This is a genomic window from Pseudarthrobacter sp. LT1 (genome assembly GCF_035621795.1).
Taxonomy (GTDB): Bacteria; Actinomycetota; Actinomycetes; order Actinomycetales; family Micrococcaceae; genus Arthrobacter.
Map to the genome: position 1 here is coordinate 1,229,249 of NZ_CP141830.1, position 22,446 is coordinate 1,251,694.

Here is a 22,446-nt window from a genome sequence, read left to right on the forward strand (position 1 = left end):
TCAGTTGCTGCGCTCCTCCACCGGCTGAGTGGCGGCAATGGAGTGCGGTACCGTCACGAGCGCCACGACGGCCAGGGCGCCGGCGGCGGCGAACGCGTAGAAGCCCCACGGGTAGGCGATGCCGGCGGCAACCAGGCCGCCGGTCACGGCAGGTCCGGCGATGGCTCCCACGCGGCCCACGCCGGCGGCGAAACCGAGGGCGGTGGCGCGCAGGCGGGCCGGGAACAGCTGGCTGACCCAGGCGTACACGAGCACCTGGGAGCTGAAGACGAACACTCCCGTGACGAAGACCAGGGCGTTGAGCAGGATGGCGTTATCAACCTTGACGCTGAGGAGGGCAAGGCAGGCGGCGGACAGGCCGAACCAGAGCAGCACGATCCGCTTGGTGCCGTGCTTGTCCGCCAGGATGCCGGCGATGATGAGGCCGGCAACGGCGCCAAGGTTCAGCACCAGGAGCAGTGAGATGCCTGCGCTGACGGGATAGCCGGCGGAAGCCATGAGCTGCGGCAGCCAGGTGTTCAGGCCGTAGACCAGCAGGAGCCCCATGAACGAGGCGGCAGCGATGGCCAGGGCCACCAGGGGATACGGCTTCTTCGCGAGGTCGCGGACACTGCCCTGCTCCTGCTTCTTGGCCTCCCGTTCTGCCGGCAGGGTCTCGGGGAGCTTGAACCAGAGGAGGGGCACCAGGGCCAGGCCCGCGATGCCGCCCACCACGAACATGGTGCGCCAGTCCGGGATGACCATCAGCGCCAGGAAGGCCGTGGCCACTGCGCCTGCGTGGTAGCCGGTCATGGTCCGGGTGGTCGACTTGCCGGCGGAACCGGCGGGTGCGTAATCGTTCATGTAGGCCAGGGCGACCGGAAGGCAGGCGCCCAGCCCCAGGCCGGCCAGCAGCCGGAAAGTGCTGAACACTGCCACGTTGGGGGCCCAAATCACCGCGATGGTGAAGATGGAGAACCAGAGGACGCAGGCAACCAGCAGCTTGCGGTGCCCGAACCGGTCCGACAGCGGGGCAATGAACAGTGCGCCGAGCCCGACGCCGACGAGGGAGATGGTGGCAGCCAGTGTGGCGCCGACCGCGTCGAAGCCGAGTTCGCCGGTTTTGATGAGTGTGGGAATGACGGTGCCAAGCACCACCAGGTCGAAGCCGTCCAGGACCATGGCCAGCCAGCAAAGCCAGACCGGCCAGCGTGACGCGCGGGTGGAAGGAGACGTAGTCATGTAATCCTCTTTGATCAGGGAAGCGGGAGCAGCACGCCGCGATGCGAGCCCGGTCACCAGGGGGAGTGATCCACGGCATGCTTTCTGAAGGGAGACTACCGTTAAGTTCATTAGACGTACAAATGTTCGACCAGCGAACACCGGGTGGCGAAACTCCTCTTACCAGAGTTGCTTATGGCAAGGCCTGTTCAGGTGGGGCCCGTGGGGCGCAAGATAAGCCATGAAAAAGATGCTTACCGCAGCCCTGGCTGCGATGGTCCTGGTCCTCAGCGCCGTAACGGCGGCTGCCGCCGCGCCGTCCTCGCCAGTACCGGGACAAATCCTGGTCAAATTCCGGGACAACAGCGCCGCTGCAGGGGTCCTTGGCCAGCATGGGCTCACGGACGGCCCGGCGGTAGGCAGCACCGGCGCCCACCTCATCACAGTGCCGGCGGGCAGGGAACTGCAGCTCGTGGCTGCGCTCGGCCGCAGTTCCGCCGTTGAGTACGCCGAACCGGACGAATTGGTTACCGCCGCCACGGCCGACCCGTACTTCGACCGCCAGTACGCCCTGCAGAACACGGGCCAATCCTTCACGAACACCGACGGAACGGTAACCGTCGCCGCGGGCACCAACGACGCCGATGTGGACGCCGTCGAGGCGTGGGCTGTCACCAACGGAACCGGCGTCCGGGTGGCCATCATCGATTCCGGGGTTGCCATCAACCACGAGGACATCTCATCCAAGGTGGTGGACCGGGCAAACTTCAGCGACACCCAGATCCTCGCCCCGGAGGATTACGACCAGTACGGCCACGGCACCCACGTGGCCGGCATCGTGGCGGCCACGGCGGACAACTCCCTGGGCGTGGCAGGTGTATGCCCGGGCTGCTCCATCCTGGACGCCAAAGTCCTCAACAGCAGCGGGTCCGGCTCTTCCTCGGGCATTGCCAAGGGCATCGACTGGGCCGTCGGCAAGGGTGCCAAGGTCATCAACATGAGCCTGGGCCAGCGGGTGTCGTCACGGACCCTCGAAGCTGCCGTGAACAACGCCTGGAACCAGGGAGTGGTAATCGTAGCCGCGGCCGGCAACGCCGGTACCCAGGCCCAGGTCTACCCAGGCGCCTATCCGAACGTCATCGCAGTAGCAGCAACCGACAACAATGACGCCAAGGCATCCTTCTCCACGTACGGCAAGTGGGTGGACGTCGCTGCCCCGGGGGTCCGGGTCTACTCGACCCTCCCGAATTACACGTCCGTCCTTGGTACGCAGAACAAGCTTTCGCCGGGCTACGACATCCTCAGCGGCACGTCAATGGCCGCGCCCATTGCCGCTGCCACTGCCGCACTTGTGTGGAGCACCCCATCGGGCACCTCAAACGCATCCGTCCGCGCCAAAGTGGAATCTTCGGCTGACCCCATTCCCGGCACGGGTTCCTACTGGGCCCATGGGCGGGTGAACGCCTGCAAGGCAGTCGGCGCCCCGGGTTGTTGAGCGTGGCAGGCGGGGGGGACAGGCCCCGCCGTCGTCCTCCCGCCGTCCGGTCCTGATTCTCGAAGGAGGTAACGGGATGCAGCCAGCGCTCCCTCGTTCCAGACGCTTTCGGCTCGCAGCAGCAACGGCCGTGGGCCTGCTGGTGCTCTTTGCCACGGGCTGCACCGGCACCCCGTCTCCACCGGGCAGCGCGTCACCGGCGCCGGATATCCATATCGCTGCTGTGGGTGACATGAACCCCCCTGCGAATACTGACCCCGACAGCCCCTCCGGACGGAACGGTGCGGCAATCGCCAAGCTGGTCAGGAACAACGATATTGACGCGTTCCTGGGACTCGGGGACTTCCAGTACAGCACCGGATACTGCGAGGACTACGTGAACTTCTGGAAACCGCTGTGGGGCGGCACCCTGCCCAGGATGTACTGGGTATCCGGCCCGAACCACGACTGGCAACCCGGCCGCAACGAAGACCTGGACAACTTCATGAACGGCGAATGCCCTGGATCCGCGGACAAGGCAGCGATCAACGAAGAGCGCGGGTTCACCCCGAACGGCCAGCCGTACTCCAGGGATTTCGGGAAGTGGCACTTCGCGTTCCTGCCATCCGCGCTGTGGCGGTACGACACAGCGGACGCCAAGGCCGCGACCGGGTGGCTGGACAAGGATCTTTCTGCTGCGGAGGCGGCGGGCCAGCACCTGGCAGTCGTCTACCACGAGCCGTACTTCACGTCGGAGACGAGCGAGCACCGGCGGACGGCCGCCCAGAAGCCGTGGATAGACGTGATGTGGAAGCACCGCGTCCGGCTGACCCTCTCAGGTTCGCAGCACAACTACGAGCGGTCCTGCCCCGTCAACAAGGCAGACCAGTGCGTCGATGAGGGCATGACCGCGTTCCAGGTTTCCACGGGAGGCATAGACCTGCGTCCTTTCACCAGCAGTCCGCAGTACATCGCGAAGCGGTTCAGCGACACTCACGGGTTCCTCCGGCTGACGCTTCATGCCGATGGTTCATTCGACTGGAACTTCGTGGCCACCACGGGGTCAGGGGAGGATTCGGGAACCCGCTCCGCGCCGTGACCACACCTGGTGATTCTGCCCGCGAGGCGCGGCGGAGACCATCTTTGGGGCTTTTACCCCTAGCCGGACTGCGCGGCGCAGGGCAAAAATAGCCGGCATGAGAAAACTCTTCGCCGCCGGTCTCACGGCAGCCGTCATGGTGCTTGGCCCTGTCCCGTTGGCCCTTCCCGCCACCGCCGCGCAAGGTGCGCCTGCCGCGCTCGGGCACATCATTGTCAAGTTCCGCGACGCCGGTGCTGCCGCCAACGTCCTCCACCGGCACGGCCTCGCTGGTGGGTCCAGCATCGGCGGCACGGGCGCCCAGTTGGTCAGCGTTGCCCCGGGAGGCGAAACGCAGCTCATCGACGCACTAAGCCGGGATCCCGCCGTCGAATACGCCGAACCGGACCAGCCGGTGGGTGCCGCCACCTCTGACCAGTATTTCCCCCGCCAGTACGCCCTGCAGAATGACGGCCAGTCGTTCACCAACACCGCCGGCGACATCACGGTCCCCGCCGGCACCAAGGACGCTGACGTGGACGCCGTCGAGGCGTGGAACACCACCACCGGCAACGGCATCAAAGTCGCCGTCCTGGATTCCGGCGTCGCCAGCGACAACCCGGACATCGCCTCCAAGGTGGTGGCCCGCGCCAACTTCAGCAGCTCAGCCACCAAGGCCGGCGACCCCGTCGCGGAGGACTACTACGGCCACGGCACCCATGTGGCCGGCAACGTCGCCGCGACCGTGGACAACACCATCGGGGTGGCCGGCGTCTGCCCGGGCTGCACCATCCTGGCCGGCAAGGTCCTCAACGACAGTGGCGTCGGGTCCAGCTCCAGCCTGGCAAGCGGCATCGACTGGGCGGTCAGCAACGGAGCCAGGGTGATCAACATGAGCCTGGGAGTGCGGGCGTCGCGCACCCTGGAAGCCGCCGTCAACAACGCCTGGAACAAGGGGGTGGTGCTGGTGGCTGCGGCGGGCAACGGCGGCAACCAGACCAAGATCTATCCGGGCGCCTACCCCAACGTCATCGCCGTCGGCGCCACCGACAACAACGACGCCAAGGCCTCCTTCTCCACTTATGGCGCCAGCTGGGTGGACATCGCCGCGCCCGGCGTGAACGTCTACTCCACGTTCCCCAACCACCCGTTCGTCCTGGCAACACAGAACAACCGCTCGCAGGGCTACGACGTGGGCAATGGCAGTTCGATGTCCTCAGCCATCGTGGCCGCTGCCGCCGCCCTCGCCTGGAGCGCACACCCCGGCGCGACGAACGCGTCCATCCGCGCGGATGTGGAATCCACTGCCGACGAGGTTGCCGGCACGGGCACCGACTGGGCATACGGCCGGGTCAACGCGGCCGCCGCCGTGAAGTAGCCCGGTGAAGTAGCCCGCGGCCGGAGCCTAGCCCGCGGGCTTCAGGGCCGCCTGCCAGGCGGCAACCGCACGCGCCCCGCCCAGGGTCCAGGTGGCCGTGCCGGCTGCACCTGCTGTGCCCTGGACCCTGTCCGCGAGCTCGGCGATCTGGCCACCGGCGGCCTGCCTGCGCTGGGTCCAGCCGCTGGGTGCTGAGGATACGACCGGGGATGCGCAGTCGCACCCCACGCCGCCGATCAGCATGGCGCCGTTGGTGGAGGTTGTGATGCTCGGGGCGGTGATACTGGTGGCGGTGTACGTGGCGTCCACGGCCGTAGCGACCGGGCTGTCAAGCGGCGCGGCGGTGTTCGCGCCCCGGTAGCCGGTGATGCCGCCGCCCCACTTCACGGCGGTGCCGAGGGTCCACGAGTAGCTGGCAGGATCCGAGGCGCCCACCACGTGGTAATAGACGAAGACCCTGGCGCCGGAGGTGGACGAACTGTTGATGCCCAGGCCGTTGACCAGCGGAGCCCACCCCGCCGGGACGGATGCCATGGACGGGTTCAGGTCTGCCGTGATGGCGGCGACCAGGACGTCGCCGGCCGCAGTGCCGGCGGGAGCGCTGATGGAGACGGCGGAAGCGGCTGTTCCTGCGTAGGTGGTCACTGAGCCGACGGCGGTGATGCCGGCGGACGCCGTGGCTGCACTGACGGTGACGGTGGTGCTCGCCGGGCTGGAACCGGCGCTGTTGGTGGCGGTGAGCTTCGCGGTGTAGGTACCGGCTGCCGCGTAGCTGTGGGCGGGATTCTGCGCCGTGGACGTGCCGCCGTCGCCGAAGTCCCAGGCCCAGGACGTGGGCGTGCCGGTGGACGTGTCGGTGAAGGCGACGTTCAGCGGCGCGGTCCCGGAGGTGGGGGAGGCCGAGAAGGACGCCACCGGTGCCGTGGTGGCCGGGCCCAGCGGGCGGTCCGAATACCAGTAGCGTTTGGCTACGTCGTCGCTGGCCATGACCACGATGCCCGTGGAGCTGTCCACCCCCTGCTTGCTGGTGGTCACATTGTTCATGGTGGACGACGAGGCGCTCTGGATGATGGGAGTCCCGCGGCCGGTGCCGAAGACCGGGTTGTCCAAGGACGCCGTCTTCTCGTAGATGCTGCCGGCAACCCCGGAGTACGCGCAGCCGCTGACCGAGGTGGGCGGTGCGGTCTGGAAAGCATGGACCAGGTTGTTCTGGGTGTCCAGGACAATCTGCGGCCTGCTGACGCAATCGCCCGTGGTGGAGATGGTCGATTGCGTGAAGGATCCCGTGCCCGGTTTGAAGACGAGCAGCAAAAGCTGCGGCAGCGTGGGATCACTGGAGACGTCGTTCAGGCTGGTCTTCACCGCAGCGAAGACCCTGCCGCTGGTATCGGACTGCAGGGACTTGATGTTCAGGTGGTCATCGGCCTGCCCCTGGCCCCGGATGGCCGGCTGGAAGTTCCAGGACGACGACGCGGTGGGGGAGGTCCCGTCCGTGCGCGAGGCCCACCACACCGAGCCGGTGAGCTGGTCGCTCCACATCACGCCGATCTTGTTCTTGTTGTAGGACACCACGGCGGAGATGTCGTCCGGTGCCGGGTGCGGGTTGGAGGCCGGGAGGACGAACGGCGCAGCCCAGCTGGAACCGCCGGGCGCCGAGTTGTTGACGTAGACCGTGTTGGTGAATCCGCTGGTGCTGTTGCCGGCCACCTGCGTCCACGTGGCCCAGATGGCGCCGGTGCTGTCCTCATCGATGGTCATCGACTCGCTGCTGTTGTTGGTGATGACCGTGGGGAACCCGGTGTCCAGCGTGTACTTCCCGCCGGAGTAGCTGTACCGGTAAAGGTAGGCGGCCTGTCCGGCCGCAGAGGGGACGGGGTTGGCGTCGGTGGAGACCGTGACCACGTGCGAGGCGATATAGAGGTGGCTGCCGTCCCACATGGTGTCCGCCAGGGTGCTGCCGCGGGTGTCATTGACCACGCCCGTGTTCACCCAGGTGGCGCTGGGTCGGTCCAGCCGGTAGATGCTCCAGCCGCTGCCGCTGGTCCACATGTCGGCCCACCAGGAGCCGTCATTCCACCAGAGTTTGCTCTGCGGTTTGTCAGAGGTGGGCGGATTGGCGACGCCGGAATAGGTGATGCTGGGGGTGCCGTAGACGGAGTCGGCCGATGCCGGGGGAGACGCGACGAGGGCAAAGCCGGCTACCAGGGCCAGGACCACCGCGTGCCGTAACCACCTGGGGAAAACTGCGATCTTCATGGCCGGCTCCTGGGTGCTGATGCCGCAATGGCGGATGCTCTTGTTCCTGAGGTACCAACCGCCGGCCCAGTCTCGACGGAAACCCCATAAGGCTCCAAGAATAGGCCTGCGTAACTCAGGGAACAAGAGCATCTGCCGTCACGGCTGACGCACAATGCCGCTGAGGTCAGGCGCGCGGCTGCAGCCCCGGGACGCCGTCGCGGATCTCGAAGGAGGCCTTGGTGGACACCGGCGCACCTGGTGTCGTGACATGGTCCAGCACCCTGAAGTCCGCGGTCATGGCGTCCCTGGTGATGCGCGTGTTCACGTAGCCGCGGTTGTCGTTATAGAACTTCAGGTGCGGGTTCCAGGCCATGGTGGCGTCCGTGGTGGAGCCGGTGCCGTCGCCGGTGGACGTGATGGAGGTGCAGACGAGCTCCGAGCCCACCACAGGGGAGGCAGGATCCTTGTAGTCCACCTTGACGTCGTTGGCCCAGTTGCGGTGCACATCGCCGGTGAGCACGACGGCGTTCCGGACGTTTGCGTTCACCCAACCTTGGGTGATGCGGCGGCGGGAGGCCGCGTACCCGTCCCAGCCGTCCATGGACACGTCGTCGATCTCCGGTGCCTTATTGCGGTCGCGCTCGGCGAAGAAGACCTGCTGGCCCAGGATGTCCCACCGCTGGGTGGAATTCCTGAATCCGTCCAGCAGCCACTTCTCCTGCTCGGCGCCGGTGATGGTCCGGTCCTCCGCCAGCCGCTCGGTGACGTTCTTCTTCCAGCCGTCGCCAGCCAGCTGGTCGTCACGGTACTGCCGGGTATCCATCATGTGGAAGTTGGCCAGCTGGCCCCACTGGATCCTGCGGTAGATCTTCATGTCCGGGCCTGACGGGAGCGACGACGGGCGGAGCGGCATGTTCTCGTAGTAGGCCTGGAACGCGGCGGCGCGTCGCTGCCGGAAGTGCTCGGTGCTGTCGTTGAGCTGGCCGGCGTCGTTGTTCTCCGGCACGTCGTCCGCCCAGTTGTTGTCCACCTCGTGGTCATCCCAGACCACTGCCCAGGGTGCGATGGCGTGCGCGGCCTGCAGGTCGGCGTCGGCCTTGTACTGGGCGTGCCGCTGCCGGTAGGTCTGCAGCGTGACGGTCTCGGGGCCCTCGTGGTCCCGCGGGTTGCCGCCGCCGATCACGTAGCTGCCCTTTTTGTATTCGTAGAGGTAGTCGCCAAGGTGCAGCACCAGGTCCGGGTGGTCCTCGGCCAGGCGGCGGTAGGCGGTGAAGTAGCCGTGCTCGTACTGGGCGCAGCTGGCGAATGCCATGGCCAGAGCGGCGGGTGTCTCGTGCAGCGCAGGGCTTGTAAGCGTCCGGCCCACGGGGCTCACGTGCCGGCCGGCGCGGAACCGGTAGAAGTACTCGCGGCCCGCCTTCAGGCCCCGGAGTTCCACGTGCACTGAGTGCGCGGCCTCAGGACGCGCCTGCTCCACGCCGCGGGCCACCACGTTGCGCATGCCGTGGTCTTCGGCCACTTCCCACTGCACCGCCACCGGCCGCGACGGCATGCCGCCCAGTCCGTCCTCCGCCACGGGGTTCAGCGCCAGGCGTGTCCACAGCACGAAGCCATCCGGCCACGGCTCGCCGGAGGCGATGCCGAGCATGAAGGGATCGGTGCGGAGGCCGGCGTCGTCCGCGGTGGAAACGGCGACGGCGGCACTTGGCAGGGCGGCGACGAGGCCGGCTCCGAGGCCGGCGGAGATGAGGGTTCTGCGGGAGATGTTGTCCATGGCTCCCACGCTATTTCCAGCCGTTGTACAGGCTTTGAGGACGATATGAATGAGCGGTTAACTGCGTGACAAGGATTGTTATCTATCGCTTTGGGTCCCGCGGTGGACGGGCCTTTGGACTCTGGCTTCCGCAGGGCCTGCCGGGCAGAGTTGGGGCCGACCCATCCGGCCAGGGAAAGAAGACGCCATGCCCCGCACGTCCGTTATCACCGGCGCCGCCTCCGGCATCGGCAAGGCAACCAAGGAACTGCTCGAGCAGCGGGGCGAACGCGTGATCGGAGTGGATCTCCACGATGCCGAGGTGGTGGCTGACCTCTCCACCGCGGAGGGCCGCGCCGGCCTGGTGGACGCGGTACGAAAAGTCAGCGGCGGCAGGATCGATGCCATTTATGCAGTGGCCGGGCTTGCCATCGCGGCTCCCGTCACGGTGGCCGTGAACTTCTTCGGCACAGTCGCCTCGGTCGATGGGCTCCGGCCGTTGCTGGCCGGATCGGAGGCGCCCCGCGCCGTGGTGGTGTCCTCCATGGCCGCCCTCATGGCCACCGACGATGAGCTGGTGGCGATGCTCACCGCCGGGGACGAGCCCGGTTCCTTGGCCCGGGCCGGGGTCCTGGCCAAGGAACCGGCCACCACCGGCGGCCTCATTTACTGCTCCACGAAGCTGGCACTGTCGCGGTGGGTCCGCCGGCAGGCTTCCACTGCAGCGTGGGCAGGGGCCGGGATCCCGCTGAACGCCGTGGCGCCCGGTGTCATCGCCACCCCCATGACCGCCGAGCTGATCGATACCGAACAGGAGCGCGAGGCGCTGCTGAAACAGGTCCCGATGCCGCTGAACGGCATCGCGGAACCCATCGTGGTCGCCCGCCTGCTGGCCTGGCTCAACAGCGCCGAAAACACGCACCTGTGCGGTCAGATTGTCTACGTAGACGGCGGCAGCGACGCTGTCCTGCGAGGTGACTCCGTCTGGTGACGGAGGGGACCGGCCCCTAGCTGATGGCAGTCATGACGTTCCAGCCCGGGCCCACGTTGATGCGCCAGCCGAACAGGCCGTTGCCGAGGCCGGGGTAGGTCCAGAGGGTTCCGTTGGTGTCGCGGGCGACGAGGTCCGGTTTGCCGTCTCCGGTGAGGTCGCCTGCTGCGCTGATGGCGGTCATGACGTTCCAGCCGGGGCCCACGTTGATGCGCCAGCCGAACAGGCCGTTGCCCTGGCCCGGGTAGGTCCAGAGGGTGCCATCGGTGTCGCGGGCGACGAGGTCTGGTTTACCGTCCCCGGTGAGGTCGCCTGCTGCGCTGATGGACGTCATGACGTTCCAGCCGTCGCCGACCTTGATGCGCCAGCCGAACAGGCCGTTGCCGAGGCCGGGGTAGGTCCAGAGGGTCCCGTTGGTGTCGGGGGCAACCAGGTCCGGTTTCCCGTCCCCGGTGAGGTCGCCTGCTGCGCTGATGGACGTCATGACGTTCCAGCCGTCGCCGACCTTGATCCGCCAGCCGAAGAGCCCGTTGCCGAGGCCGGGGTAGGTCCAGAGGGTCCCGTTGGTGTCGCGGGCGATGAGGTCAGGCTGACCGTCTCCCGTGAGGTCGCCTGCTGCACTGACCGCGGTCATGACGTTCCAGCCGTCGCCGACCTTGATGCGCCAGCCGAACAGGCCATTGCCCTGGCCCGGGTAGGTCCACAGGCTCCCGTTGCCGTCCTGTGCCAGGAGGTCTGCCTTGCCGTCGCTGGTGAAGTCCCTGGCCACCGGAGCCGCAGCCGGACCGGTAAAGAGCAGGCGGTTCGGGGTGCCCGTTGACACGTTGGTGACAGTGCCCTGGGTGGCGGCTGACGTGAGCTCCGCTGCCACCGCAGCAGGCGTCTGCTGCGGGTTCCGCGACAGGGAAAGCGCCGCAGCACCGGCAACGTGCGGAGACGCCATGGACGTACCGCTCAAGGTGGCTACCGACGTGGTGGAGGTGTCCCAGTCGGACTGGATGCCCACGCCCGGTGCGTACAGGTCAACGCAGCTCCCGTAGTTCGAGAAGCCTGCCTGCCGGTCCGAGGAATCGGTGGCGGCGACGGTCAGGGCCTCGGCCACCCGTGCCGGGGAGGTGGTGCAGGCGTCCACCGCGGCGTTTCCGGCAGCCACCACGGCTGTGACGCCGTCATTGATGATTCCCCTGATGGCGTCATCCAGGGTGGTGCTGGTGGGGCCGCCAATGCTGAGGTTGGCCACCGCGGGCGTGCCGGCGGCATGCTGGGACGCGATCCAGTCGAGCCCCGCGATGACGTCCGAGTCATATCCGGAACCGTCGCAGCCGAGCACCCGCACCGGAACCACGCTGGCTGATTTGGCCACCCCGAAGGTCTTCCCGGCGATGATGCCGGCGACATGCGTGCCGTGGCCGTTGCAGTCGCTGGTGCCCTTGCCGTCGGCGATGGCCGTCCAGCCCGCGGCCACCCGGCCGCCAAAGTCCGTGTTTTCCGCCAGGACGCCGGTGTCGATGACGTAGGCACTGACGCCCGCGCCACTGGAGGTGGGCGTGAAGGTGTTCGAGAGCGGAAGCGCCCGCTGGTCGATCCTGTCCAGGCCCCAGGGCGGTGACTGCTGGGTGTCGGAAACCGAAACGGGCGAATCGGGCTCAATCAGGGAGATCCGGGGCGAATGTGCCAGGGCAGCCGCCTGCCCTTTGGTGGCGGTGATGGCCGCTCCCCGGACCGCTGCGGAGAACGTCCTGCCGACCCGCACACCCTGGGACCGAAGGGACTGCGCCTCCGCTGCCACGTCCGAGCCCTTTGTGAAACTGACCAGGTAGCGGCCCTCGTCACCGGCCAGGGGGACGGCCGCCTGCGCGCCACCGCTGACTGCGGGCGAGGGCAAAGGAGCGACGGTCACCGCAGGGGTGGATGCCGTGGCCGGGGGAGCCGTCAGCATGACGGCAGCCGCGGCTGCCAGCACCGCGCCGGCAGAGCCCCGGAATCGCTTGGAAAATGACATGGGTGGCCTCCTGTGACCGATCCATCCTGCGGTGAACAAACCTCGAGCGGTTCCGCAAGCCGTTCCGGGCACGGCAAAGGAGGCAGGTGTTGCCGGCCGGCAACGGGTACAACGGCCGGCAGTAAATTCGGTAGCCCCAGACATCCCTTGTGCTCCCCAGCTTTCGGCGGAAACGGAAACCATTTCCTGGTCCACACTGCCCGTCCTGTCCAGGATCCCCGGCTGAGCCCGGGGTCTGTTCTCCAGCGCAGGCGTAGCGCCTGGGCAGCCGGACGGTGTGGTCCCGGCCATTTTACAACTCCCCGGTTACGGAAGCGGCGGCCCCACCTTGCACGCTCAACCAGCGGGGCAGGACGCCCGGAAGGCCAGGTACCGCGGATCGCCGCGGCCCACCAGCCGGCCCAGTGCGTCGACAGCCAGCGGGTCAACAGCTCCCATGTCGGTGGAAAGCCACTGAACCAACAGCGAAGCGTCCCCGCAGGCCCGCACGGCCGATCCAACGGCCATGTCCAGTTGGTCCCGCAGCAGTTGCACCGCAAGGGCAACCGACCGGCGCAGCAGGGGTGCCCGGTACGCTTCCAGCGCTTCCGCCACAAGCCCGTCGCGCAGCAACCGGAGCACCCGCCCTGAGTCGGAATGTCCGGCCAGGCCAGGGGCCAGGCGGTAGGGGTTGGACTCCACGGTGCCGCCCAGCATGGACCGCACCCGGAACATCTCGGTCCGGATGGCCTGCGGGGTTCCGGCATCCCCGTGCAGCTCGTAGGCCAGTTCCTCCGCGGACCAGCCCTGCGACCGCGAATCCAGCAGCGCCAGGATTTCCGCCCGGCGCAGGGTCAGCGGCGTGCGGCTCCCGTCAGCGAACACCGCCGTGGGCTTGTCGCCGAGCAGTTCCAGCGACTCCACCGCCACGGTCCGGGCTGCAGTGGGCGCAAGCCGCCGCGGCGCACGCACGGAATGCCGGGCACCCGGGGAGGTGCCGCCGTCGGACGTTCCCAGCAAGGCTTCGGCCACCCGGACGGCGCACCGGACCATCCGCAGGGTGTCCGCGCTGATGGTGTCCAGCGGTCCGGACACGTCCAGCACGCCCAGCACCCGTCCCGTGGCCGGGTCCGTAATGGGCGCCGCCGTGCAGGCCCACTCGTGGTGCGTGCGCACCAGGTGCTCGGCAGAGAAGAGCTGCACAGCGCTGCCGGTAACCAGGGCCTCGCTGATGGCGTTGGTGCCGATGCCCGCCTCGGACCAGTCCGCGCCTTCGGAGAACTCCAGCGTGTCGGCCCGTCGGAGCACGGACGGGCTGCCCACCCGCCACAGGATCTCGCCGCTGGCATCGGTGAGGACCAGCAGGTGGCGGCCGGACCGGGAATCATCGGCCAGGAGGTCGTGGAGCGCCGGCATCACCTGCTGCAGCCGGTGTTCCCGCCGCATTTCAAGGACCTCGGATACCTCGTGCAGGTGCCGCGGGCTGTGCTGGTCCGGGCTGATGCCCAGGGCCATGGAGCGCCGCCACGACTCCACCAGCGGCGTGGGGATCTCGGGCCGCGGGACACCGGCGATGACCAGCTCGTGCGCGCGCCGCAGCGTCCGTGCGTACCGCGCCGGGTCCGAAAACCTCTGGCCGTAGTCCACCGTTTCCTCCTCGCAGCCGGCTCCCTTGCCGGATCCGTGTAACGCCGCTGTTACCCCCGCCGGGTTCAACTAGTGATGCAGCTCACGCCCGCCCCAGCATATCGGGCAGGCGGGGCCCATGAAACAGCACAAAGGAGTGGAGATGACCCAAACACCCACGGCTGCCGCCCAGGCCTGGCTTGCCGGGCTGAATGAGGCGCTGCAGCGGCGCGACGTGGACGCCGCGCTGGAGCTCTTCGAGGACGACTGCTACTGGCGGGACTTCGTGGCGTTCACCTGGAACCTCAAGACGCTGGAAGGAAAGGCAGACATCCGCCGCATGCTGGAGGCCACCCTGGACCGTGTGCAGCCTTCCAACTGGGCGCCCGCCGAGGACGCCACCGGGGACGCCGGGAACGTGGAAGCCTGGATCACGTTCGAGACCGGCGCGGCCCGCGGCTACGGCCACCTCCGGCTCCGGGACGGCAAATGCTGGACGCTGCTGACCACCATGCAGGAGCTCAAGGGCTTCGAGGAAAAGAAGGGTCCGCGGCGCGAGCAGGGCGTGGCCCACGAGATTGTCCGGGGGCGCCGGTCCTGGAAGGAGCTCAAGGAGGAGCAGGAGGCGCGGCTGGGCTATGAGGAGCAGCCCTACTGCGTGATCATCGGCGGCGGCCAGGGCGGGATTGGCCTCGCCGCCCGGCTGAAGCGGCTCGGCGTGCCCACCATCATCGTCGAGAAGAACCAGAACCCTGGCGACTCCTGGCGCAACCGCTACAAGTCCCTGCACCTGCACGACCCCGTCTGGTACGACCACCTGCCCTACCTGAAGTTTCCGGACGACTGGCCCGTCTTCGCCGCCAAGGACAAGATCGGTGACTGGCTGGAGCACTACACCCGCATCATGGAGCTGAACTACTGGTCCGGCACCGAGTGCGTGGGGGCTGCGTACGACGACGGCACGCAGGAATGGGCGGTCAACGTCCTTCGCAACGGCGAACCAGTGACACTCCGGCCCAAGCAGCTGGTCTTCGCCCTGGGCGTCTCCGGCTACCCGAACATCCCCGCGTTTGACGGCGCCGGGTCCTTCCTGGGCGAGCAGCGGCACTCCTCCCAGCACCCGGGCGGCGGGGACTGGACGGGCAAGAAGGCCGTGGTGATCGGCTCCAACAACTCGGCGCACGATATCTGCGCCGACCTCTGGGAGCACGGCGCGGACGTCACCATGGTCCAGCGGTCCTCCACCCACATTGCCCGCAGCGAGTCCCTGATGGACCTGGCGCTGGGGGACCTGTACTCGGAGCGGGCGCTCGCGGCCGGGGTGACCACGGAAAAGGCCGATTTGCTGTTCGCCTCCCTGCCCATGCGCGTTCTGCCCGGGGCCCAGGTGCCGGTGTACCAGGAGATGGCTTCCCGGGATGCTGGGTTCTACTCCCAGCTGGAGGCCGCCGGGTTCGACCTGGACTTCGGCGTGGACGGGTCCGGCCTGTTCGTGAAGTACCTGCGGCGCGGCTCCGGCTACTACATCGACGTCGGCGCTTCCCAGCTGATCATCGACGGCAGGGTGAAGCTGAAGAACGGGCAGGTCACCAAGATCACCGGCAACGCGGTGGTGATGGATGACGGCACCGAACTGGAGGCGGACCTGATTGTCTATGCCACCGGCTACGGCTCCATGAACGGCTGGCTGGCGGACCTGGTCTCGCCCGAAATCGCGGAAAAGGTGGGCAAGTGCTGGGGATACGGTTCGGACACGCCAAAAGACCCTGGTCCCTGGGAGGGGGAGCTGCGCAATATGTGGAAACCAACCAACGTGCCGCAGCTCTGGATCCACGGCGGCAACCTGCACCAGAGCCGGCACTACTCGGCGTACCTGGCGCTGCAGCTGAAGGCCCGGATGGAAGGACTCGACACACCCGTCTACGAACTGCAGCCCAGCCACCACACCCGCTAGTCGCGTTTCACAGCATGGAGGAATCATGAAGGCAGCACGTTTCCACGCCCGCAAGGACATCCGGATCGAGGACATCCCGGAGCCGGAGCTGCGGGCGGGGGCGGTGAAGATCGACGTCGCGTGGTGCGGCATCTGCGGCACGGACCTGCACGAGTATCTGGAAGGGCCCATCTTCTGCCCGGCGCCGGGCCATCCGCACCCGCTGTCCCACGAGGAATCCCCGGTGACCCTGGGGCACGAATTCTCCGGGACTGTCGCTGAAGTGGGCGAAGGCGTGGAGGGGCTGGCAGTGGGTGACAACGTCGTCGTCGAACCCTACTTTGTGGACGGTGACTGCGACATGTGCCAGGCGGGCAGCTACCACCTGTGCCGGCAGATGGGCTTCATCGGGCTCTCCGGCGGCGGGGGAGGGCTGAGCGAGAAGATCGTGGTGGACGCCCGCTGGGTGCACCCCATCGGCGACATCCCGCTGGATGAGGCGGCGCTGATCGAGCCGCTGTCCGTGGCGCACCACGCGGTGTCCCGCAGCGGCGTAAAGTCCGGCGATACGGCTCTGGTGGGCGGGTCCGGACCGATCGGGCTGCTCACCGCGGCCGTCCTGAAGGGCATGGGCGTGACCACGATCATCAGCGAGCTCACCCAGGCGCGCAAGGAGAAGGCCACCTCCAGCGGCGTCGCCGACCACGTCCTGGACCCCAGCAAGGAGGATGTCCCGGCGCGGGTTCGCGAGCTCACCGGCGGCACCGGGGCCGACGTCGCCTTCGAATGCGCAGGCGTGAACGCCGTCCTGGACACCATGCTCGACGCCGTCCGGCCCGGGGCCGTGGTGGTCAACGTGTCCATCTGGGGCGCGCCCGCCACCGTGGACATGCAGAAGATCGTGCTCAAGGAGATCGACCTGCGTGGCACCATCGCCTACGTCCGCGACCACCCCGCCGTGATCAAGATGGTGCAGGAGGGCAAGGTGGACCTCAAGCCGTTCATTACGGGCAGGATCGCGCTGGAGGACCTGGTGGAGCAGGGCTTCGATACCCTCATCAACCACAAGGACACTGCCGTAAAGGTGCTGGTGCATCCGTAAAGCCGGCGAGGCTGCGGGGTGGGACGGCGTTCACAGCCCGCAGCCTTACTGCTGCCGCAGCCGGCCGGCCCTCCTGCTTCCGCGTCAGGGTTCGGGAAGCTCCGCCGGATCGCACGTGGCTGAATCCACGGGCGCCCCGATGTACAGGTAGGCCGGGCTTTTCGACTCGATACTGACCGTTGCTCCGGCCGCATTCGCGCTGCGCGCCACCGTCCAGCCGCCGGGTGTTGGGTCCGTCCCTCCGAACGCAGGAAAGCCGTACTTTGCCAGGACCGGGTCGCCGGCCGAGAAAATATCCATGAACCGGTGTGAGGGCTCCACTACGTCGGCGCTGCTGACCATCGTCATCGTGGCGAAGGCGCACCTGCCGTCGGCCAGTTTGTGCACGCTGGCCGGCCGATGCACGGTCCAGCTGATGCCGGGGAGCTGTTGTTCCAGGGCGGCGATCAGCTCCGCACGCAGTCCGTCGTATCTGGCGAAACTTTGCGCCACAGGGGCTGGTGATTCCGTGACCGGCGGTTCACTGCTCTTTTCGGGCACAGGATGTTTGGGACCGGCACACGCCCCCGAAACCAGCGACCCCAGTACGGCCACTAGTGCCAGCCGGTACTGCCGTGGTGTTGCCCTGCACGCCATCTTTCCCCCAAGTCACCTACAGGCCCAAGCAGGCCCCACTGCATGCTTCCACACGTGGCGGGAGCCTGCGATGGGCAGACCTGCCCAAGGGGCCAAAGGTGTGGCTTGGACTTTAGTCCCTGTTGTGGAGTAACCCCCCAGGCGTACCTTGAGGGTGGGTTCCACAGCCGCGGAACCTGCATCCAAGGGGGCATCATGACCAAGCCCAGGCTTTCGGCACTCAGCGTTCTCGGGCTCAGCGGCCTGATGGTCCTCACCGCCTGCTTCGGCCCGCCGTCGCCGGGCCCCACCACCAGTTCCGCGGCCCCCAGCCCCACCGCGAGCAGCGCCGGCCCCACCACGACCGCGAGCCCCACCACGACGCCGGCCCCCACCATGACGGCGACCCCGACGACGCCGGGCAGCACCTCAGCCGCGCCCACCACCCCAGCGGCCGCGCCGCCGTCGTCCGCCCCGGCAAGCCCGCCGCCCACACAGGAACCCACCCCAACGGGTCTGCCTGAACAAACCGGCCCGTTAACCATCTACTACGTGGCGGTGGGCGACAACGGCGTCTCGGGACCGAAGATCGGGTGCGGTGACAGCTTGGTGGCCACCACCACGGCACCCGTCCGCTTCACGGACCAGGTGGGCCCCAGCGTCGGGACCCTGCTGGCCAATAAGAGCCGGGATGTGGGCCTGTCCGGGCTGATCAACGTCCTGTACCAGTCGAACCTGACCTACCTCGGCGGCGAGCTGAACGGCAGCACCATCACTATCTGGCTCTCCGGGCAGTTCATGCTGGCCGGCGTCTGCGACATCCCGCGGGCCAAGGCGCAGCTTGAGTACACGGCCATGGCCGCCTCCGGGGCCACGAGCGCGCAGGTGTTCGTCAACGGCCGGCCAATCGACGAAGTACTGAGCCTTAAGTAGTGGGTCCGGTGAGCCGTCCTTCCGCCCTGCGCCAGCTGGCGGCCGCAGTCCTGCCGGTGGCGGTGCCCGCCGTGATGCTGCCGGTCTTCCGCCAGGCGGTCCGCCGGTTCGGGGACCGGCGCGGCTACCAGGCGGGGTTTGCCGCTTACTGGACGCTGTGCTGGGGAATGGCCCTTGCAGTGGCCGGCCCGCCCCGGCTGGTGGAGCTCTGGCGGACGCCGGACGGTCCGGCAACGCAACGGCGCGGGCTATTCCGGGGCATTTTGCTCCTTCCGCCCGCGGGTGCCATCACCACCGAATTGATCCCCAACGCCCGGAAAGCAGGCACGACGGCGGTGTTCGCCGCCATCGGCATTGGCGTCACCAACGCGCTGGCTGAGGAAGCGCTCTGGCGGGGCGTGCCAATGGTTGTCTTTCCTCAACGGAAAATCCTTGGCTGGCTCTGGCCGGCCCTCGGTTTTACGGCATGGCACCTGGTTCCGCTGTCCATTCAGCCCCATCCGCGGGGCCGCTGGCCGGTGCTGCTGGGTGCCGGGCTGATCGGCCTGGGGTACGGATGGGCCGCCCAAAGGAGCGGGTCACTCCTGGCCGTGTCCATTGCGCACGCCGCCACCGACTCCTGCGGCGTCCGGGCCGCGCGAAACATCTGGTTGCCTGTGAGCGGGGAGGTATCCGGTTGAACAGCCTGCAGCACCCGATCTTCGCCCGTGCTTTTGCCCGCGCCGTGGGCAGAATGGACCGTGGCGGGGCCCTTGAACACCGCCGACGCATCCTGGCCGGGCTGCAAGGATCAGTGATTGAAATTGGTGCGGGAACCGGATCCTCTTTTCCGCTCTACCCACCGGCCGTCACCCGCGTCCTGGCCCTTGAGCCCGATGACTATCTGAGGAGCGTGGCGCAGCAGGCAGCAGCATCGGCCAGTGTTCCGGTGACTGTTGTTGATGCGGCCGCCGAGCACATCCCCGCGGAAACCGGCAGCGCTGACGCCGTGGTGGCCAGCCTGGTCCTCTGCAGCGTCAAGGACCAGGCCGCCGTCCTTGCGGAGATCCGCCGTGTCCTGCGCCGTGGAGGAACCCTGGCCTATTACGAGCACGTCCGGTCCGGACACCCTTTGCTGGCCAAGGCAGAAGACGTGCTGACCCCGGTGTGGGGACGGTTCATGGGCGGCTGCCACCTCAACCGGGACACCCTTGCCGCCATCACCGCAGCAGGATTCAGTGTGCAGGACAACGAACGGTTCGGCTTCCCGGTGCAGCGGCTGAACCCTTCCCTCGCCCACATCCTGGGCACGGCCACCAGTCCCAGCGTGCAACATTGATCCGGAACGACGGCGGCAGGCGGCGTCCCGCGGTCGTACCCTTGTGCTCTAAAGGGAACATCCCAGCCTCGCCTTTCCGAACGGATCCGGCATGACAGACGTGAACGTCCGGGAGCGCAGCTCCCTCCAGTTGGCCATCACCGACGCCGCGAGCCTGACGGCGGACCAGGCGCTGGCGCACCTGGGTTCCGGCCCGGGCGGCCTCAGCGGGGAGGAAGCGGCCGCCCGCCTCCAGCAGTTGGGCCCCAACGCCGTCCGCACGCACCGCGCCAACGCCTGGGCCGTACTGGGGCGGCAGTTCGCCAGCCCCATCCTCATCCTCCTGATTGTCACCGCCGGGTTGTCCCTCTTCCTGGGCGACGCCACCAACTCCATCGTCATCGGCGTGATCCTGCTGGCCAGCGTGGGCCTCGGCTTCACCAACGAGTACCGTGCGGAGCGGGCCTCGGAAGCCCTGCACGACCGCGTAACGCACCGGGCCGTGGTGCTCCGCGACGGAACCACCAGGGATGTGGACGTTACCGCCCTGGTGCCGGGCGACGTCGTCCATCTCTCCCTGGGCGCCATCATCCCGGCGGACATCCGGCTCCTGACCACCAACAACCTTCTCTGCGATGAAAGCATCCTCACCGGGGAGTCCCAGCCTGCGGCCAAGGAAGCTGCTCCCGTTGCCGCCGGTTCAGCATTGGGAGACCTCGCCTCCTGCGTGTTCATGGGCACGGTGGTCCAGTCCGGCGGCTGCACCGGGGTGGTGGTGGCCACCGGCGGCCGGGCCGAATTCGGGCGCATAGCACTCGGGCTGGGCGAGAGGCAGCCGCAGACCGAGTTCCAGCTGGGACTCAAGCGGTTCTCCTTCCTGCTGCTGCAGGTAGCCATGGTGCTCACCTCGCTGATCTTCGTGGCCAACCTGCTGCTGCAACGTCCGCTCATCGAATCCCTGCTGTTCTCGCTGGCAATTGCCGTCGGCATCACCCCTCAGTTGCTCCCCGCCGTGGTCAGCACATCCCTGGCCACCGGCACCCGGCAGCTGGCCAAGCGGAAGGTGCTGGTCAAACGCCTGGTATGCATCGAGGACCTGGGGGACATGGACATCCTGGTCACGGACAAAACCGGCACCCTCACTGAGGGCAGGATCAGTTTCACCCGGGCGTTGCCGGTAATGCCGGAAACATCCGATGACAGGCTGTTCAGACTGGGGCTGCTGGCCACGGAGACCGACTACACGGAAGGCAGAACCTCCCGGGCCGGTCAAAATCCGCTGGATGCCGCCCTCTGGGACAGCCCCGGTGCCTCCGCATTCGAACCGGCCCGCTATGAACGGCTGGATCTCATCGGCTTCGACCACCAGCGTCGCCGCACCACCGTGCTGGTCCGTGAAGCCGGCGGTCCCGCGCAGCTGGTCACCAAGGGCGCCCCGGAGGACGTCCTGGCCCTGTGCGGGCCCACGCCACCCGCCGTCCAGGCGTTGCTGGACGAGCAGTTCGACGCCGGCTCCCGGGTGGTTGCCGTGGCCACCCGTCCGGCTGCAGACCTGGTGGAGCTGGCCCCGGCTGATGAGCATGGGCTGACGCTGGCCGGGTTCCTCGTTTTCCTGGACCGGCCCAAAGCCAACGCCCGGCAGTCCCTGGACCTGCTGGAGGCGTTGGGAATTTCAGTAAAGATCGCCACCGGGGACAACGCCAAAGTGGCTGAAAGAGTCTGCGCGGATCTGGACGTGATCTCCGGCGGCACCCTCACCGGCGCCCAGGTTGAGGCCATGTCCGACGCCGACCTCGCCCCCGCCGCCCGAACGGCAACGATCTTCGCGCGCGTGTCGCCCGAACAAAAGGCACGCATCATCGCCCTGCTGCGCCTCAGCGGCGGATCGGTGGGCTTCATGGGTGACGGCGTCAACGACGCCCTGGCACTCCACAAGGCGGACATCGGCATCTCCGTCGATACCGCCACTGACGTTGCCAAGGACGCAGCCGACGTCGTCCTCCTGGACAAGGACCTGGGCGTGCTGGCGGACGGCGTGATGGAGGGGCGGCGGATCTTCGCCAACACCATCAAGTACGTGCTGATGGGCACGTCCAGCAACTTCGGCAACATGTTCAGCGCGGCAGCAGCCTCCGTGGTGCTGAGCTTCCTGCCCATGCTGCCGGGCCAGATCCTGCTGAACAACCTGCTGTATGACTCCGGGCAGCTGGCTATTCCGGGGGACCGGGTGGACAAGGAGCAGCTGCGGGCGCCGTCCCACTGGGACATCGCCTTCATCCGCCGGTTCATGCTTCTCTTCGGGCCCATCAGTTCGCTGTTCGACTTCGCCACCTTCGCCCTGATGCTGTTCGTGTTCACCGCTGCGCCGGGGGAGTTCCGGGCCGGCTGGTTCATCGAATCCATCGCCACCCAGACGCTGATTATCTTCGCCATCCGCACACGGCGTGTTCCCTTCCTGCGCAGCCGGCCGTCAGCCGGCCTGATCGCCGCGTCGCTCGGCGTGGTGGCGCTGGGAATCTTCCTGCCGCTCTCGCCCCTGGCCGGCGTGCTGGGCTTCGACCCCCTGCCGGTACCGTTCTTCCTGGCGCTGCTGGGCATGGTGGTGGTGTATCTGGTGCTGGTGGAGCTCGCCAAGCAATGGTTCTTCGCCCGCGACGCCCAGCAGCTGCCGGCGCCGCCGCCGCCCGTCCAGCGCCGGCACGCCACCCACCACATCTCCCGGCGGGCGTTCCGGTTCAGCATCCCCGTCAAGGTAGTCCCGTCGGGGGCCGGCACGGGCAGAAGACGCCGGATACGGCGGGACAGGCCTGTCCGTAATCATTAGTCCAATCGCCAATGATGCTTGTT

Annotated in this window: 16 protein-coding genes; 10 read left to right on the plus strand and 6 right to left on the minus strand. The window is 67.7% G+C overall.

Annotation, left to right across the window (positions count from 1 at the left end; genetic code table 11):
• The gene (locus VIK36_RS05905) at positions 1 to 1,221 is read right to left on the minus strand and encodes an aromatic acid/H+ symport family MFS transporter (protein ID WP_324644471.1); all 1,221 of its coding nucleotides are present in this window, start codon (positions 1,219 to 1,221) and stop codon (positions 1 to 3) included.
• A 220-nt stretch (positions 1,222 to 1,441) separates the two neighbouring features.
• Here VIK36_RS05905 and VIK36_RS05910 point away from each other — a divergent pair, with 220 nt between their 5' ends.
• From VIK36_RS05910 to VIK36_RS05920, 3 genes are all read left to right on the plus strand, one after another.
• Complete coding sequence (locus VIK36_RS05910; RefSeq protein ID WP_324644472.1) at positions 1,442 to 2,695, plus strand: S8 family serine peptidase; 1,254 nt, start codon at positions 1,442 to 1,444, stop codon at positions 2,693 to 2,695.
• 232 nt (positions 2,696 to 2,927) lie between these two features.
• Entirely contained in the window at positions 2,928 to 3,773 is an 846-nt protein-coding gene (locus VIK36_RS05915; protein ID WP_324644473.1) for a hypothetical protein, read from the plus strand.
• A gap of 97 nt (positions 3,774 to 3,870) precedes the next feature.
• Entirely contained in the window at positions 3,871 to 5,130 is a 1,260-nt protein-coding gene (locus VIK36_RS05920; protein ID WP_324644474.1) for a S8 family serine peptidase, read from the plus strand.
• Positions 5,131 to 5,157: 27 nt separating this feature from the next.
• Here the strand turns inward: VIK36_RS05920 and VIK36_RS05925 are convergent, their stop codons facing one another.
• On the minus strand, positions 5,158 to 7,386 hold the full coding sequence (locus VIK36_RS05925) for a PKD domain-containing protein (RefSeq protein ID WP_324644475.1): 2,229 nt from the start codon (positions 7,384 to 7,386) through the stop codon (positions 5,158 to 5,160).
• A 166-nt stretch (positions 7,387 to 7,552) separates the two neighbouring features.
• Positions 7,553 to 9,142, minus strand: a complete 1,590-nt coding sequence (locus tag VIK36_RS05930; protein ID WP_324644476.1) for an alkaline phosphatase D family protein — start codon at positions 9,140 to 9,142, stop codon at positions 7,553 to 7,555.
• 187 nt (positions 9,143 to 9,329) lie between these two features.
• Here VIK36_RS05930 and VIK36_RS05935 point away from each other — a divergent pair, with 187 nt between their 5' ends.
• Positions 9,330 to 10,112, plus strand: a complete 783-nt coding sequence (locus tag VIK36_RS05935; RefSeq protein WP_324644477.1) for an SDR family oxidoreductase — start codon at positions 9,330 to 9,332, stop codon at positions 10,110 to 10,112.
• A gap of 16 nt (positions 10,113 to 10,128) precedes the next feature.
• On the opposite strand, the gene VIK36_RS05940 is transcribed toward VIK36_RS05935, so the two are convergent.
• Both VIK36_RS05940 and VIK36_RS05945 read right to left on the minus strand, forming a co-directional pair.
• The gene (locus tag VIK36_RS05940; protein ID WP_324644478.1) at positions 10,129 to 12,114 is read right to left on the minus strand and encodes a S8 family serine peptidase; all 1,986 of its coding nucleotides are present in this window, start codon (positions 12,112 to 12,114) and stop codon (positions 10,129 to 10,131) included.
• Between the two features lie 336 nt (positions 12,115 to 12,450).
• Positions 12,451 to 13,740 carry a GAF domain-containing protein gene (locus VIK36_RS05945; RefSeq protein ID WP_324644479.1) on the minus strand — a complete coding sequence of 430 codons (1,290 nt, stop codon included), beginning with the start codon at positions 13,738 to 13,740 and terminating at the stop codon, positions 12,451 to 12,453.
• A gap of 142 nt (positions 13,741 to 13,882) precedes the next feature.
• Here VIK36_RS05945 and VIK36_RS05950 point away from each other — a divergent pair, with 142 nt between their 5' ends.
• Together VIK36_RS05950 and VIK36_RS05955 are read left to right on the plus strand one after the other, a co-directional pair.
• Entirely contained in the window at positions 13,883 to 15,673 is a 1,791-nt protein-coding gene (locus VIK36_RS05950; RefSeq protein WP_324644480.1) for an NAD(P)/FAD-dependent oxidoreductase, read from the plus strand.
• Between the two features lie 25 nt (positions 15,674 to 15,698).
• The gene (locus VIK36_RS05955; protein ID WP_324644481.1) at positions 15,699 to 16,754 is read left to right on the plus strand and encodes a 2,3-butanediol dehydrogenase; all 1,056 of its coding nucleotides are present in this window, start codon (positions 15,699 to 15,701) and stop codon (positions 16,752 to 16,754) included.
• 84 nt (positions 16,755 to 16,838) lie between these two features.
• Here the strand turns inward: VIK36_RS05955 and VIK36_RS05960 are convergent, their stop codons facing one another.
• Positions 16,839 to 17,294 carry a hypothetical protein gene (locus VIK36_RS05960; RefSeq protein ID WP_324644482.1) on the minus strand — a complete coding sequence of 152 codons (456 nt, stop codon included), beginning with the start codon at positions 17,292 to 17,294 and terminating at the stop codon, positions 16,839 to 16,841.
• Positions 17,295 to 17,585: 291 nt separating this feature from the next.
• Between VIK36_RS05960 and VIK36_RS05965 the strand changes: the two genes are divergently transcribed.
• The 4 genes from VIK36_RS05965 to mgtA all read left to right on the plus strand — a co-directional run bounded on the left by VIK36_RS05965 (position 17,586) and on the right by mgtA (position 22,423).
• A complete protein-coding gene (locus tag VIK36_RS05965) occupies positions 17,586 to 18,302 on the plus strand; it encodes a hypothetical protein (protein WP_324644483.1) in 717 nt (238 codons plus the stop codon).
• 8 nt (positions 18,303 to 18,310) lie between these two features.
• Positions 18,311 to 18,982: a CPBP family intramembrane glutamic endopeptidase gene (locus VIK36_RS05970; RefSeq protein ID WP_324644485.1), complete on the plus strand. Its 672-nt coding sequence runs from the start codon at positions 18,311 to 18,313 to the stop codon at positions 18,980 to 18,982.
• The gene (locus VIK36_RS05975) at positions 18,979 to 19,620 is read left to right on the plus strand and encodes a class I SAM-dependent methyltransferase (RefSeq protein ID WP_255174772.1); all 642 of its coding nucleotides are present in this window, start codon (positions 18,979 to 18,981) and stop codon (positions 19,618 to 19,620) included. Before VIK36_RS05970 ends, VIK36_RS05975 begins: the two co-directional genes overlap by 4 nt.
• A 91-nt stretch (positions 19,621 to 19,711) precedes the next feature.
• Complete coding sequence (gene mgtA / locus VIK36_RS05980; protein ID WP_324644486.1) at positions 19,712 to 22,423, plus strand: magnesium-translocating P-type ATPase; 2,712 nt, start codon at positions 19,712 to 19,714, stop codon at positions 22,421 to 22,423.
• The last annotated feature ends 23 nt before the right edge of the window (positions 22,424 to 22,446 follow it).

Coding starts and splice junctions, on each gene's coding strand:
- VIK36_RS05905 (WP_324644471.1), bottom strand. CDS start 1,221: ATGACTACGTCTCCTTCCACCCGCGCGTCACGCTGGCCGGTCTGGCTT.
- VIK36_RS05910 (WP_324644472.1), top strand. CDS start 1,442: ATGAAAAAGATGCTTACCGCAGCCCTGGCTGCGATGGTCCTGGTCCTC.
- VIK36_RS05915 (WP_324644473.1), top strand. CDS start 2,928: ATGAACCCCCCTGCGAATACTGACCCCGACAGCCCCTCCGGACGGAAC.
- VIK36_RS05920 (WP_324644474.1), top strand. CDS start 3,871: ATGAGAAAACTCTTCGCCGCCGGTCTCACGGCAGCCGTCATGGTGCTT.
- VIK36_RS05925 (WP_324644475.1), bottom strand. CDS start 7,386: ATGAAGATCGCAGTTTTCCCCAGGTGGTTACGGCACGCGGTGGTCCTG.
- VIK36_RS05930 (WP_324644476.1), bottom strand. CDS start 9,142: ATGGACAACATCTCCCGCAGAACCCTCATCTCCGCCGGCCTCGGAGCC.
- VIK36_RS05935 (WP_324644477.1), top strand. CDS start 9,330: ATGCCCCGCACGTCCGTTATCACCGGCGCCGCCTCCGGCATCGGCAAG.
- VIK36_RS05940 (WP_324644478.1), bottom strand. CDS start 12,114: ATGTCATTTTCCAAGCGATTCCGGGGCTCTGCCGGCGCGGTGCTGGCA.
- VIK36_RS05950 (WP_324644480.1), top strand. CDS start 13,883: ATGACCCAAACACCCACGGCTGCCGCCCAGGCCTGGCTTGCCGGGCTG.
- VIK36_RS05955 (WP_324644481.1), top strand. CDS start 15,699: ATGAAGGCAGCACGTTTCCACGCCCGCAAGGACATCCGGATCGAGGAC.
- VIK36_RS05965 (WP_324644483.1), top strand. CDS start 17,586: ATGACCAAGCCCAGGCTTTCGGCACTCAGCGTTCTCGGGCTCAGCGGC.
- mgtA (WP_324644486.1), top strand. CDS start 19,712: ATGACAGACGTGAACGTCCGGGAGCGCAGCTCCCTCCAGTTGGCCATC.